Origin of the sequence: Nocardia sp. CWNU-33, from assembly GCF_046764895.1 — a bacterium.
Taxonomy (GTDB): Bacteria; Actinomycetota; Actinomycetes; order Mycobacteriales; family Mycobacteriaceae; genus Nocardia.
Window position 1 is genome coordinate 297,232 of record NZ_JBKOQN010000002.1, and the last position, 12,172, is coordinate 309,403.

Annotated in this window: 11 protein-coding genes; 9 read left to right on the forward strand and 2 right to left on the reverse strand. The window is 66.0% G+C overall.

Features of this window, described 5'->3' with window-relative positions:
- The first annotated feature begins 42 nt into the window (after window positions 1-42).
- Together ACLMAL_RS03595 and ACLMAL_RS03600 are read left to right on the forward strand one after the other, a co-directional pair.
- Window positions 43-657: a TetR/AcrR family transcriptional regulator gene (locus ACLMAL_RS03595; protein WP_411997750.1), complete on the forward strand. Its 615-nt coding sequence runs from the start codon at window positions 43-45 to the stop codon at window positions 655-657.
- Window positions 650-2,173 (forward strand): ArnT family glycosyltransferase, encoded by a 1,524-nt coding sequence (locus tag ACLMAL_RS03600; RefSeq protein WP_411997751.1) that lies wholly within the window; start codon window positions 650-652, stop codon window positions 2,171-2,173. Before ACLMAL_RS03595 ends, ACLMAL_RS03600 begins: the two co-directional genes overlap by 8 nt.
- A 150-nt stretch (window positions 2,174-2,323) precedes the next feature.
- Here the strand turns inward: ACLMAL_RS03600 and ACLMAL_RS03605 are convergent, their stop codons facing one another.
- Both ACLMAL_RS03605 and ACLMAL_RS03610 read right to left on the reverse strand, forming a co-directional pair.
- On the reverse strand, window positions 2,324-3,070 hold the full coding sequence (locus tag ACLMAL_RS03605) for a peptidylprolyl isomerase (protein WP_328400374.1): 747 nt from the start codon (window positions 3,068-3,070) through the stop codon (window positions 2,324-2,326).
- A 138-nt stretch (window positions 3,071-3,208) separates the two neighbouring features.
- Window positions 3,209-4,657 carry a PLP-dependent aminotransferase family protein gene (locus tag ACLMAL_RS03610; RefSeq protein WP_411997752.1) on the reverse strand — a complete coding sequence of 483 codons (1,449 nt, stop codon included), beginning with the start codon at window positions 4,655-4,657 and terminating at the stop codon, window positions 3,209-3,211.
- Between the two features lie 122 nt (window positions 4,658-4,779).
- Here ACLMAL_RS03610 and ACLMAL_RS03615 point away from each other — a divergent pair, with 122 nt between their 5' ends.
- The 7 genes from ACLMAL_RS03615 (at window position 4,780) to ACLMAL_RS03645 (ending at window position 12,117) form a co-directional block, all read left to right on the forward strand.
- Window positions 4,780-5,619 (forward strand): nitrilase-related carbon-nitrogen hydrolase, encoded by an 840-nt coding sequence (locus tag ACLMAL_RS03615; protein WP_411997753.1) that lies wholly within the window; start codon window positions 4,780-4,782, stop codon window positions 5,617-5,619.
- 16 nt (window positions 5,620-5,635) lie between these two features.
- Window positions 5,636-7,057: a dihydropyrimidinase gene (gene hydA / locus ACLMAL_RS03620; RefSeq protein WP_411997754.1), complete on the forward strand. Its 1,422-nt coding sequence runs from the start codon at window positions 5,636-5,638 to the stop codon at window positions 7,055-7,057.
- 47 nt (window positions 7,058-7,104) lie between these two features.
- A complete protein-coding gene (locus tag ACLMAL_RS03625) occupies window positions 7,105-8,142 on the forward strand; it encodes a TIGR03842 family LLM class F420-dependent oxidoreductase (RefSeq protein ID WP_411997755.1) in 1,038 nt (345 codons plus the stop codon).
- A 201-nt stretch (window positions 8,143-8,343) separates the two neighbouring features.
- Window positions 8,344-9,231: an ABC transporter permease gene (locus ACLMAL_RS03630; protein ID WP_411997756.1), complete on the forward strand. Its 888-nt coding sequence runs from the start codon at window positions 8,344-8,346 to the stop codon at window positions 9,229-9,231.
- 98 nt (window positions 9,232-9,329) lie between these two features.
- On the forward strand, window positions 9,330-10,187 hold the full coding sequence (locus ACLMAL_RS03635) for an ABC transporter ATP-binding protein (RefSeq protein ID WP_411997897.1): 858 nt from the start codon (window positions 9,330-9,332) through the stop codon (window positions 10,185-10,187).
- Window positions 10,184-10,978 carry an ABC transporter permease gene (locus ACLMAL_RS03640; RefSeq protein WP_411997757.1) on the forward strand — a complete coding sequence of 265 codons (795 nt, stop codon included), beginning with the start codon at window positions 10,184-10,186 and terminating at the stop codon, window positions 10,976-10,978. Before ACLMAL_RS03635 ends, ACLMAL_RS03640 begins: the two co-directional genes overlap by 4 nt.
- Window positions 10,975-12,117: an ABC transporter substrate-binding protein gene (locus ACLMAL_RS03645; protein ID WP_411997758.1), complete on the forward strand. Its 1,143-nt coding sequence runs from the start codon at window positions 10,975-10,977 to the stop codon at window positions 12,115-12,117. Before ACLMAL_RS03640 ends, ACLMAL_RS03645 begins: the two co-directional genes overlap by 4 nt.
- The last annotated feature ends 55 nt before the right edge of the window (window positions 12,118-12,172 follow it).

Here is a 12,172-nt window from a genome sequence, read left to right on the forward strand (position 1 = left end):
CGTCCGTGCTAAAATTTGGCCGTGCGGCCAGAAAATAGTCCGATGGGCCAGCAGCGGTCCTTTATCGAGGAGGCGCGGCGGCGGCAGATCATCGCGTCCGCGGTGGAGGTGATCTCGGAGGTCGGGTACGGGAAGGCGTCCTTGGCGCGGATCGCCAAGCACGCCGGCATCTCGAAAGGCGTGATCTCCTATCACTTCGAGGGCAAAGACGATCTGATGATGCAGTTGGTGATTCAGCTGTATGTGTCCGGCGCGGAGTACATGGTTCCGGTGGTCGCCGCGGCCGATGGGCCGCGCAATCGGCTACTGGCGTACCTGGCTTCGAATCTGGCGTTCATCGAGGCGAACAAGAACTACGTCGCGGCGATGACCGACGTGGTGGTGAATCTTCGTGACGCGGAAGGGAAGTCGGTCTTCGCCAATCCGGACGGCGAGCGAGAGGTGCTCGAGCCGCTAGTGGAGATGCTGCGCGAGGGCCAGGACACCGGGGTTTTCGGCGAGTTCGATGTGGTGATCATGGCCAAGTCGATCCGTGACTCCATCGACAGCGCGGCCGGGCGCTCGATCCGGGAGCCGGATTTCGACATGGGCAAGTACTCGGCGCATTTGAGGAGGTTGTTCGATTTGGCGACGCGGAAGGTGGAGGACGATGACTAGTGTGGCGGAAACCGATGTGCGGGAGGGTGATAGACCCGAAGCGCGGCAGCCGTACGCGCTCGTCGGTGTCACGGCGATCGCCCTGGTTTCGGCCATGGCATTGCTGGCGACCCTCGGGCGCTACGGCTTCTTCGGTGACGAACTGTATTTCGTGTCCGCCGGGCGCAGGCTCGCTGTCGGATACGCCGATCAGGGTCCGCTGTTGCCCGCGATCGCTCGACTGATGGATCTGCTCGCACCGGGATCGCTGATAGCGCTGCGGATTCCGGCTGTGCTGGTCACCATCGCGGCGATCTTCCTCAGCGCGCAGATCGCGCGGGAATTCGGTGGCTCCCGTGCCGCACAGCTGTTGACCGCGACCGCGTACGCGACCTCGCCGTTCCTGCTCGTGCAGGGCAGCCAGTTGGCCACCAACACCATCGACACCGCACTGTGGGTGCTGATCAGCTGGCTGCTGATCCGATGGGTACGGACCCGCCAGGACGGCTTACTGGTGTGGGCGGCGGTGGTGACCGCGATCGACATGCAGGTGAAATGGCTGATCCCGTTCTTCTGGGTTGCGGTGGCGATCGGTGTGTCGATCTACGGTCCGCGAGAACTGTTGCGCCGCCCGGCGCTGTGGCTGGGTGGGGCCATCGTGGTCGTGGCCACCGTGCCGAGCTTGATCTGGCAGGCCGATCACGACTGGCCGCAGCTGCGCCTCGGTGCGGTGGTCGCTGCGGAACAGAGCGTGATCGGCGGTCGCTACACATGGCTGCCGATCGCCGTTATGGCGGCCGGGGTGTTGGGCGCGGTGTTGCTCTTCGCAGGCGTCTGGGCGCTGTTTCGTTGGGAATCGTTGCGCGCGTATCGATTCCTCGGTCTGATGCCGATCCTGCTCGCCGTCGTTTTCATGATTACCAATGGCCGCCCGTACTACGCCGTAGGCTGTTATGCGGCCGTCATGGCGGCGGGGGCGGTGCGGTGGACCCAGAGCACCGCACGCTGGCGGCCCTTCGTCGCCGTTCCACTCGTCGCGATTTCGGTTGTGGTATTGGTGTTTTCGTTGCCCCTGAAGTCCGAGTCGACGATCGATCCGGTGGACAGTCAGGCCGAGGCAGGGCTGCAGATCTCGGTATACGGCAAGTTCGGCTGGCCGGAGCTGCGCCGGGCAACCGCCGAAGCCTATCGTGGACTGCCGGAGTCGGCGCGCGAGAAGGCGGTCGTCATCGTCGATTCCTACTGGCAGGCGAGTGCACTGGACGTGGATCGGGAGAGCTATGGGCTGCCCGCGATCTACAGCCCCAACCGCGGCTTCGGCTATTTCGGCACCCCACCGGACGCCGCGACGACGGTGCTGTGGGTCGGCGGCGACGAAGGGGACCTGCACTCGATCTTCGAGACCGTGACACCGATCGGCCGCGTGGATGCCCGCCTGGGATACCCGGGCGTCACCCGCGATGTCACGATCTGGCGTGGTGAGCAGCCGCGTCGGATGTGGTCGCAGGCGTGGCCGGACATGCTCCGACTGGACTGACGAGACAGTCCTCAGCAGGGGAGGTCGGAGCGTCCGCGCTCATCGAACCTGCCGGTGTCCGACAGCGCGCAGTGCACACCGTCAACAAGCCAGAACAGCCCACCAGACCGCGAGGTCTGGTGGGCTGGCGGCGTTCGTGAGTGGTCGGACTCAGTTGCGCACGGTGGTCACCGAATCGAGAATCACGTCGGTGGCGGGGGCGCCGTCGCCCGATCCGTCCTGGACACCCGCAGCGGCGATAGTGCCGAGCACGTCCATCCCGCCGATGATCCGGCCGAACGGGGTGTAGTTCGCGGGCAACCTGGTGTCCTGGTAGACGAGGAAGAACTGGCTGCCGTTGGTGCCGGGTCCGGCGTTCGCCATCGCGACCGTGCCCGCGGGGTAGGTCGCGCCCGCGAGGTTCTCGTCGGGGAACTTGTAGCCGGGGCCGCCCATGCCGGAGGCGGTCGGATCACCGCACTGGAGCACATAAATGCCCTGGGTGGTCAGCCGGTGGCATTTGGTGTGGTCGAAGTACTGTTCGCCGGACAGGAACGCGAAGGAGTTGACCGTGCGGGGCGCCCGAGCGGACTCCAGCGCGATGGTTACCGTGCCGCAGGTGGTTTCCAGCGTGGCTGTGTATCCGGCGCTGGTATCGATGACCATTCCGGGCTCGGCCTGCCACTGCTTGCCGTTGGGCTGGCCCGCGGCCGGCTCGGAACAGCCCGCGCCCGTTGCTTTTTCGAGTCGGATCCCGGTGTCGGCCGAGACGCCGCCCGCGGCGAGAACCGCCACCGCCGCCCCGGCGGCCAGGACGCCGAGCAAGCGCACCGCACGCATGGGGACGCCGATTCGGCGATGCTGCTGCCGGTTGCGTCGATCGTGGTCGAGTTCTCGGGCCTGCAGTTCGCTGCTCACCGGTCGGAATCTCCTTCTGTCGGGTTGCGCACCGGACGATGCTCCGGGCGATCATTCCATCTCACCCCGAAGCGCGTGGCAGGTTGGTGCTTTGCGGCGTCGATCGGCCGCGAGCACGCGCGGCTTGTTGCCGTGCTTTCAGGCTCGACGGACCCGTCGATAGGTAGGGGCGGCGGTGGTGGCGGCGACCAATTCCGTTGTCAGCCAGTTGAGATCGCTGTCGGTGACGGCCGCGACGGTGATGCGCAGATGGTCGGAGACGGGGTGGTCGCTGACTTCGAAGGGTCCCCCGGGGGCGACTTTGATGCCTGCGGCGGCGAGCGAGATCATGGCCGCGTTCTCGTCGGCGACCGGGAGCCAGAGGTTGATGCCGTCGTTGCGGGCGATGGTGATGCCTCTGCTCGACAGCGCGCGGCGGAGTTCGGCCGAGCGTCTTCGATACTCGGCGCGAGCCGCGGTGACGATGTGGATGGCATCTTCGTTGTCGAGCATGCTGAGCAGGACGCGTTGCAGCAGGCGGCTGGTCCAGCCGGGGCCGAGCATGCGGCGTTCGACGACGGGGTCGAGGAGTCCGGCGGGTCCGCCCGCCACCGCGAGACGCAGGTCGGCGCCGTGGGATTTCGAGAACGAGCGGATATGCACGGTGCGCCGGGGCAGCCTGCTACCGAGGGAGCGCAATGGTGCCGCGGCGATCCCGGCCGAATGGTCGTCTTCGATCACCAGGGTGGCGGTGTTCTGCAGGATGTCGGACAGTTCACGGACCCGGCCCGCGGTGAGGGAAACGCCGGTGGGGTTCTGTGCGCGGGGTTGCAGAATCAGAGCGGTGGCGGCGTGCGGACCGACAGCGCGAGCCAGATCGCCGGGTAGCAGACCGGATTCGTCCATTCGGACCGGTATCGGGCGGGCGCCGATGCGAGTCAAGAGGTCCAGAAACGGCGGGAAACACGGGTCTTCGACAGCGACCGCGTCGCCGAGTCGGATGTGCGCGGTGAGCAGCCGATCGACAGCGTCGAGGGCGCCGTCGAGGACGGCGAGACGTTCGGCACGGAAGGGCCAGTCGGTGCGCACCTTGGCGGCGAGGTCGGGCAACACCGCCTCGCCCATGTAGTCGGCGGCCAGGTCGTCGCCACCATGGCGGGCGATGTCGCGCAGTGCGGCGGCGAGATCGGGGAGCAGATCCGGATCGGGGGTGCCGCGGGACAGATCGACACGGAACGCGCTGTCGGTCGGTGGGTGCAGGCGCTGGTAGCGGCCGGTCGGGGTGGTGGGCCGTGCGATTTCGGGTTGGCCGACGAAGGTGCCTGCCCGTCCGCGGGCGATGATCGCCCCGGTCGCGGCCAGCGCCCGCCAGGCCTGGTTCACCGTAGAAGGCGATACCCGTAGCTCCTTGGCGACCTCGCGGACGGTGGGCAGTCGCGACCCGGGTTGGAGTGCGCCGGAACGGATCCGGCGGCTGACGGCGGCGGCGATGCCCGCCGGGGTGCGATCGTCGAGATTCGCGGTGAACTCGGCCGGTGACACAACGGCCGGAGCGGGCGCCGCACCGTTGTTCGGTCCGCGGGGTGCCGTCGCAGGCTCGATTGTCACACGCTCATTCTGCTTCGGGCACCGGACCGTAACCATCATCGGCATCAAGGTTTACGGCCACGAAACTGTTTCCGCAATCTTGTAACACAACCGAATTGGATCGGAGTGAAGTATAACAAAGCATGGGAATCGTTCGAGCGGCGCTCGTCCAGGCGAACTGGACGGGCGACAAAGAGTCCATGATCAAAGTGCACGAGGACTATGCACGTCAGGCCGCCGCGCAGGGCGCGAAGGTGATCTGCTTCCAGGAGTTGTTCTACGGCCCGTACTTCTGCCAGTTGCAGGACGCGAAGTTCTATGACTACGCGGAATCGGTGCCGGGGCCGACCACGGAACGATTCGCCGCCCTGGCAAAAGAATTGGGCCTCGTCATGGTGCTGCCGGTGTACGAGCAGGAGCAGCCCGGGTTGCTCTACAACACCGCGGCGGTGATCGACGCCGACGGCAGCTATCTCGGCAAGTACCGCAAGCACCATATCCCGCACGTCAACGGGTTCTGGGAAAAATTCTACTTTCGGCCGGGAAACCTGGGCTGGCCGGTGTTCGACACCGCAGTCGGCAAGGTCGGTGTCTATATCTGTTACGACCGGCATTTCCCGGAGGGCTGGCGGGCGCTCGGCTTGGCGGGTGCTGAGATCGTATTCAATCCATCGGCCACCTCGCGCGGCCTTTCGGGTTATCTGTGGAAATTGGAGCAGCCCGCGTCCGCGGTCGCCAACGAGTACTACATCGGCGCGATCAACCGGGTGGGCATCGAGGCCGAATACGGCGATGACGATTTCTACGGAACCAGCTACTTCGTCGATCCTGAGGGCAAGTTCGTCGGTGACGTCGCCTCCGACACGGCCCCCGAACTGATCATCCGTGATCTCGATATGGACCTGATCAAGACGGTGCGCGACCGGTGGGCCTTCTACCGCGACCGTCGCCCCGATGCCTACGGACCGTTGGTAGCACCCTGAGGCCGGTGAGACTCATATGACAAAGACCTTCATCCACGGCGGCACGGTCGTCTCGGCGACCGGATCGCAATTGCTCGACGTCCTCGTGGACGGCGAAACCATCGTCGCCGTTCTGCAACCGGGTGCAGCGGCGTTGGGCGCCGACCTCACGCAATCCGCGGACGTCGTGATCGACGCCACCGGCAAATACGTGATCCCCGGCGGCGTCGATGGGCATACCCATATGCAACTGCCCTTCGGCGGTACCGAGGCGTCCGACACCTTCGAGACCGGCACCAGAGCCGCGGCCTGGGGCGGCACCACCACGATCGTCGATTTCGCGGTGCAGAAGCCCGGGGAGCGGGTGCAGGACACTCTCGGTGCCTGGCACGAGAAGGCCGCGGGGCAGTGCGCTATCGACTACGGATTCCACCAGATCATCGGCGAGGTGAACGACGAATCCCTCAAGGGGATGAGTGAATTGGTGGCCGAGGGCGTCACCAGCTTCAAACTGTTCATGGCCTACCCCGGCGTCTTCTACTCGACCGACGGCCAGATCCTGCGGGCCATGCAGGCGGCGGGTGATCTCGGCGCGCTGCTGATGATGCACGCGGAGAACGGAATCGCCATCGACGTGCTCGTCGAGCAGGCGCTCGCCCGCGGCGAGACCACGCCGTACTTCCACGGTGTCTCACGGCCGTGGCAGATGGAGGAGGAAGCGACCCACCGGGCCATCATGCTCGCCCAGTTGACCGGCGCGCCGCTGTATGTCGTGCACGTCTCGGCCAAGCAGGCGATGGAACAGATCGCCATCGCACGGGGCAACGGGCAGAACGTCTTCGGTGAAACGTGTCCGCAGTATCTGTACCTTTCACTCGAAGAGCATTTGGGCGCACCGGGTTTCGAAGGCGCGAAGTGGGTGTGCTCGACGCCGCTGCGGTCGCGGGCCGACGGGCATCAGGACGAGCTGTGGCGGTATATCCGCACCGGTGACGTCAGCTCCGTCAGCACCGACCACTGCCCATTCTGCATGAAGGACCAGAAAGAGCTCGGCGTCGGAGATTTCAGCAAGATCCCCAATGGGATCGGCGGCGTGGAACACCGGATGGACCTGATGTTCCAGGGCGTGAAGAACGGCTTGATCTCGCTGGAACGCTGGGTAGAGGTCTGCTGCACCACCCCGGCCCGGATGTTCGGCATGTACCCGCGCAAGGGTGTCATCAGCCCGGGCGCCGACGCCGACATCGTGATCTACGACCCGAGCGGGCACACCAGCATCGGCTTCGGCAAGACCCATCACATGAACATGGACCACTCGGCCTGGGAGGGCTTCGAGATCGATGGCCATGTCGACACGGTGCTCTCGCGCGGCCGGGTGGTCATCGACCGCGGCGAATACCTCGGCAGCAAGGGGCACGGCCGGTTCATTATCCGCGAGCTGTCGCAAAACCTGATCTGACGCGCGTCCGCAACACGACGCACCTGATTCGAAACGGAGAGTGCCGCATGGACATCGGCGTGGTGCTGCAATGCACACCCCCTGCCTCGCGGGTGGTCGAGCTGGCCAGACAGGCCGAGACGCACGGCTTCTCACACGTGTGGACTTTCGACTCGCATCTGCTGTGGCAGGAGCCGTACGTCATCTACAGCCAGATCCTCGCCGCCACCCGCAAAGTAGTCGTTGGTCCGATGGTGACGAATCCGGCCACCAGGGATTGGACGGTGACCGCTTCCACATTTGCGACGCTCAACGACATGTTCGGCAACCGCACCGTCTGCGGTATCGGTCGCGGCGACTCGGCGGTGCGGACACTGGGCGGCAAGCCGGCCACCCTGGCCACACTGCGGGAATCGATCGCGGTGATCAGGGAACTCGGCAACGGTCGCAGCGCCCGCATCGGCGACACCGTGGTGCGCTTTCCATGGGCGGGCGCCTCACAGCTCGAGGTCTGGGTTGCCGGCTACGGTCCGCGCGCCCTCGACCTGACCGGCGAGGTTGCCGACGGCTTCATCCTGCAACTGGCCGATCCGGACATCACCGCGTGGACCATCGCGCGGGTGCGGGTGGCGGCCGAGCGGGCGGGCCGTGATCCCGGCACGGTCAAAATCTGTGTGGCCGCACCGGCCTATGTCACCGACGGCTCCGAGGGCGCGACCGCTCATGCCCGCGAGCAATGCCGCTGGTTCGGCGGCATGGTCGGCAACCATGTTGCCGACATCGTCACAAAATACGGGACCGGCGGCGATATTCCGGCCGCACTGACCGAATACATCGCGGGCAGGCAGGGCTATGACTACAACCAGCACGGCAGGGCGGGCAACGTCCATGCCGATTTCGTGCCGGACGCCATCGTGGATCGCTTCTGCCTGATCGGCACGCCCGACGATCAGGTTGCCCGTTTGCGCGAACTCGAGAAGCTCGGCGTCGATCAGTTCGCGGTCTACCTCCAGCACGACGCGAAGACCGCGACGCTGGAAGCCTATGGTGAGTCGGTTATTCCGCATATCGCGCACCCCGTCACCGCGACCGCGGCGGCCGAGTGATCGCCGTGGTCGCGGCTGCCGCGGCACTCGCGGCAGCGTGCGCCGAGCTGGTTCGGTGCAGGCTCGTCGATCATGCCGGGCAACCGGTGACAGTGTCGGTGGGTACGCGATGACGAGTCGACAGTGGCATTTTCCGCCGAACACGGTCTGTGAGCTCACGAAGCGAGACGCCCATCCAATGCCGGTGTCGGCAGGTGCGAAATGAGTGCGGCATGGCGGGCGCAGCGGGCCGGGTACGCGATCGGCGTGCTGGTGCTGGTTATCGGACTGTGGGAACTGGTGAAGTTCGCGGTGCCCGAAGGCGGGGTAAGCATCGGCGATCAGCGGGTATTGCCGCGCACCAGCGATGCCGCTTTGCCGCATGCATGGTCGGTGATCACCGTGCTCGGAGAAAGAGACGGTAGCGGCACGGTGGGGGGAACGCTGTTGCGGACAGCGGGATTCACCTTTGAACTGGCACTGCTCGCGCTGTTGCTCGGCACCGTCGTCGGGGTGGCGCTGGCCGTGGTGATGCAGCGTTTCGCGTTTGTCGAACGCGGGTTGCTGCCGTACATCATTGTCTCGCAGACGGTTCCACTGATCGCCTTGGCTCCGCTCGTCGCTGGGTGGGGCGGCAAGATCGTCATCGCGGGTGAGCCGTGGCGGCCGTGGATGAGTATCGCGGTGATCGCCGCGTACCTCGCTTTCTTCCCGATCGCGGTCGGCATGCTGCGCGGGTTGCAAGCCCCGTCGAAGGCCTCGGTGGAATTGCTGCACAGCTATTCGGCGAGTTGGTGGAAGACCTTGGTGCACCTGAGGTTTCCCGCTGCGGTGCCACATTTCCTTCCCGCGCTGCGGTTGGCCGCGGCGGCCTCGGTGATCGGTGCGGTGGTCGCGGAGATCTCAACCGGGACCGCGGGCGGCATCGGCCGCCAGATCATCGTCTTCGCCCAGCAGGCCACCGGTGACGCCTCGCGGCTGTACGCGGCCGTCTTCGCCGCCGCCCTGCTCGGTGTCGCGATCACCGCCGTGGTCGGCCTCGCCGAGTTCGTATTACGTCGCTACAGCCGCCCGATCGGGGCGCGCAGCTCTTCAGGAGGTACCCGTTGATCGCCAAGGCAGACCGGGAAGCAACCGACGGTGCCACCTCGTCAGCGGCTGGGTCCGATGGTGCATTCCCGGCGAGCGGAGCGGCCGCGGCCCGGGACCTGCGCACGACGGTCGATCACTCGGCCGGCGCGGCGGGCACTGTCGAGTCGGTGGCGGCCGTCTCGCTGGCACATGTCGGCAAGATCTTCGCGGCCGGTGCTGTCACCGCGCTGTCGAATGTGTCGCTCACCGTGGCCGCGGGCGAATTCGTTTCGCTGATCGGTCCTTCCGGCTGCGGCAAGTCGACCCTGCTTCGGATCATCGCGGATCTCGAGCAACCCAGCAGCGGCACCGTTGCGGTGCACGGCAAGACCGCACGGCAAGCCAGAATCGACCAGGACTACGGCATTGCCTTCCAGCAGGCGGGGTTGCTGGATTGGCGCACGGTGCAGGCTAATGTCGAATTGCCGATGGAGTTGCACAAGGTGCCGAAGGCCCAGCGCCGGACCCGCAGTGCGGAACTGCTCGAAATGGCCGGGCTGACCGATTTCGCGCGCCGCTATCCCGCGGAGCTGTCGGGCGGCATGCAGCAACGCGTCGCGATCGCGCGGGCGCTGGCCCGCAAGCCGTCGCTGCTGCTGATGGACGAACCGTTCGGTGCGCTCGATGAGATGACGCGTGAACGAATGCAGGGCGAGCTATTGCGGATTGCCGGTGAGACCGGTGCGGCCGTGGTTTTCGTGACGCACTCGATCCCCGAAGCCGTGTTCCTCTCCGATCGGGTGGTGGTCATGTCACCGCGCCCCGGCCGCATCACCGACATCGTCGCGACCGATGGCTGGAGCCGCGACCTCGCCGCCGCTGGGGACGATGTGCGTTCCAGCACCGCGTTTTTCGATGCGGTAGCGGCGGTCCGCGCGGCACTGCGCGAAGGCCACGGCGCCGACGCCGCAGTGGCCGGACGGGACCCGCGATGAAAGCGGCGCTCTCGGCCGGTGCACTACCACTGCGGACGGTGCTGCCGCCGTTGGTGTTCGGCGTCGGTGGTCTGGCGCTCTGGCAACTGCTGACCGTCGCCGCAGGCGTGCCCTCGTTCCTGCTCCCCGCTCCGACCGCCATCGCGCGCGAGTTCACCGACAACTTCGGCCGCATCGTCGACGCCGCGAGCGCGACCGGGAAGAACGCGCTCATCGGACTGCTGCTCGGTGCGGTGCTCGGCATCGCCGCCGCAATGTTGGCCGTGCGCTTCCGGCTGGTCGATGGTCTACTCACACCGCTGGCCGCCGCCGCGGCGGCGGTGCCGATCGTCGCGCTCGCGCCGCTGCTCAATTCGATGTACTCCACCACCACCGACACACCGCGCCGCATCGTCGTCACCATCGTGGTGTTCTTTCCGATGTTCGTCAGCACCGCGCGCGGACTGCGCCAGGTTCCGCAGGTCCAGTCGGATCTGATGACTTCCTACGCGGCGGGCGGCTGGCAGATCACCCGGACCGTCCGGCTGCCAGCGGCCATGCCGTACCTGTTCACCGGTCTGCGCATCGCCGCACCCGGAGCGGTGATAGCCGCGATCATCGCCGAATACTTCGGCGGTTTGCAGAACGGCCTCGGCAGCCGGATCACCTCTGCCGCGGCCAATACCGCATATCCGAGGGCCTGGGCCTATGTGGCGGGCGCCATGCTCGTCGGCCTGCTCTTCCTGGCCGCTGTCCTGCTGCTCGAACAACTCACCCGACGACCCCGCAACACCTTTTGGAGAACGAAATGACACCCACCCCCAGGCGATTGCGCGCCTGTCTGGCGCTGGCAGCGCTGGCCGCCGCGGCGCTGACCGGCTGCAGCACCACCGAAAACGGCTCGACGACGACCTCCGACGGACTGACGAAGGTCCGCCTGCAACTGCAGTGGTTCAAGCAGGGGCAGTTCGCAGGCTACCTGGCGGCGGTCGATCAGGGCTTCTACAAGGAGCAGGGCCTATCGGTCGAGATACTCGACGGGGGCACCGACATCGTGCCGCAGACCGTACTCGCTCAGGGCCAGGCCGATTACGCCATCGCCTGGGTGCCGAAGGCGCTGGCATCGCGCGCGGCCGGTGCGGGCATCACCGATGTCGCACAGGTCTTCCAGCGCTCGGGCACCAAACAGGTCTCCTTCAAGTCCGACAATATCGCCGGACCGGCGGCGCTGCGCGGCAAGACCGTCGGAAACTGGGGCTACGGCAATGAGTTCGAGCTGTTCGCCGGCATGACCAAGGCGGGCATCGACCCGGCCAAGGACGTCAAGCTGGTCCAGCAGCAGTTCGATATGAATGCCTTCCTCGCCAAGGACCTCAACGCCGCACAGGCCATGTCCTACAACGAATACGCGCAGCTGCTGGAGACCAAGAACCCGGCAACCGGAAAGCTCTACACCGCAGACGATTTCGCCACGATCGACTGGAACGACGAGGGCGTCGCCATGCTCCAGGACGCAATCTGGGCGAACACCGAAAAGCTGAAGGATGCCAAGTATCAGGACCAGACGGTGAAGTTCATCGCGGCCTCGCTGAAGGGCTGGGCCTTCTGCCGGGACAATGTCGACAAGTGCCGCGACATCACCGTCGCCGCGGGCAGCACGCTGGGTGCCACGCATCAGCAGTGGCAGATCAACGAGGTGAACAAATTGATCTGGCCCTCGCCGGCCGGCGTCGGGCTCATCGATCAGGCCGCCTGGGATCGCACCGTGAAGATCGCCAAGGAAACCCGTAACCAAGAGGGCGCCACGGTCCTGAAGGAGGATCCCGACGCCGGTGCTTTCACCAACGAGTACGTTACGAAAGCGCTGGACTTGCTGAAGTCTGGTGGAATCGACGTCACCGGAACGAGTTTCGCGCCGAGCCAGGTGACGTTGACCGAGGGCGGTAAATAGGTGGCGTGTCGGCCGAAGCCGAGCGCCGATGATCGAACGATGGATGCCGAAGGGC

Bases quoted from the DNA above. Each gene is read 5' to 3' on its own strand.
- hydA (WP_411997754.1), top strand. From the start codon at position 5,636: ATGACAAAGACCTTCATCCACGGCGGCACGGTCGTCTCGGCGACCGGA.
- ACLMAL_RS03645 (WP_411997758.1), top strand. From the start codon at position 10,975: ATGACACCCACCCCCAGGCGATTGCGCGCCTGTCTGGCGCTGGCAGCG.
- ACLMAL_RS03630 (WP_411997756.1), top strand. From the start codon at position 8,344: ATGAGTGCGGCATGGCGGGCGCAGCGGGCCGGGTACGCGATCGGCGTG.
- ACLMAL_RS03640 (WP_411997757.1), top strand. From the start codon at position 10,184: ATGAAAGCGGCGCTCTCGGCCGGTGCACTACCACTGCGGACGGTGCTG.
- ACLMAL_RS03595 (WP_411997750.1), top strand. From the start codon at position 43: ATGGGCCAGCAGCGGTCCTTTATCGAGGAGGCGCGGCGGCGGCAGATC.
- ACLMAL_RS03615 (WP_411997753.1), top strand. From the start codon at position 4,780: ATGGGAATCGTTCGAGCGGCGCTCGTCCAGGCGAACTGGACGGGCGAC.
- ACLMAL_RS03625 (WP_411997755.1), top strand. From the start codon at position 7,105: ATGGACATCGGCGTGGTGCTGCAATGCACACCCCCTGCCTCGCGGGTG.
- ACLMAL_RS03600 (WP_411997751.1), top strand. From the start codon at position 650: ATGACTAGTGTGGCGGAAACCGATGTGCGGGAGGGTGATAGACCCGAA.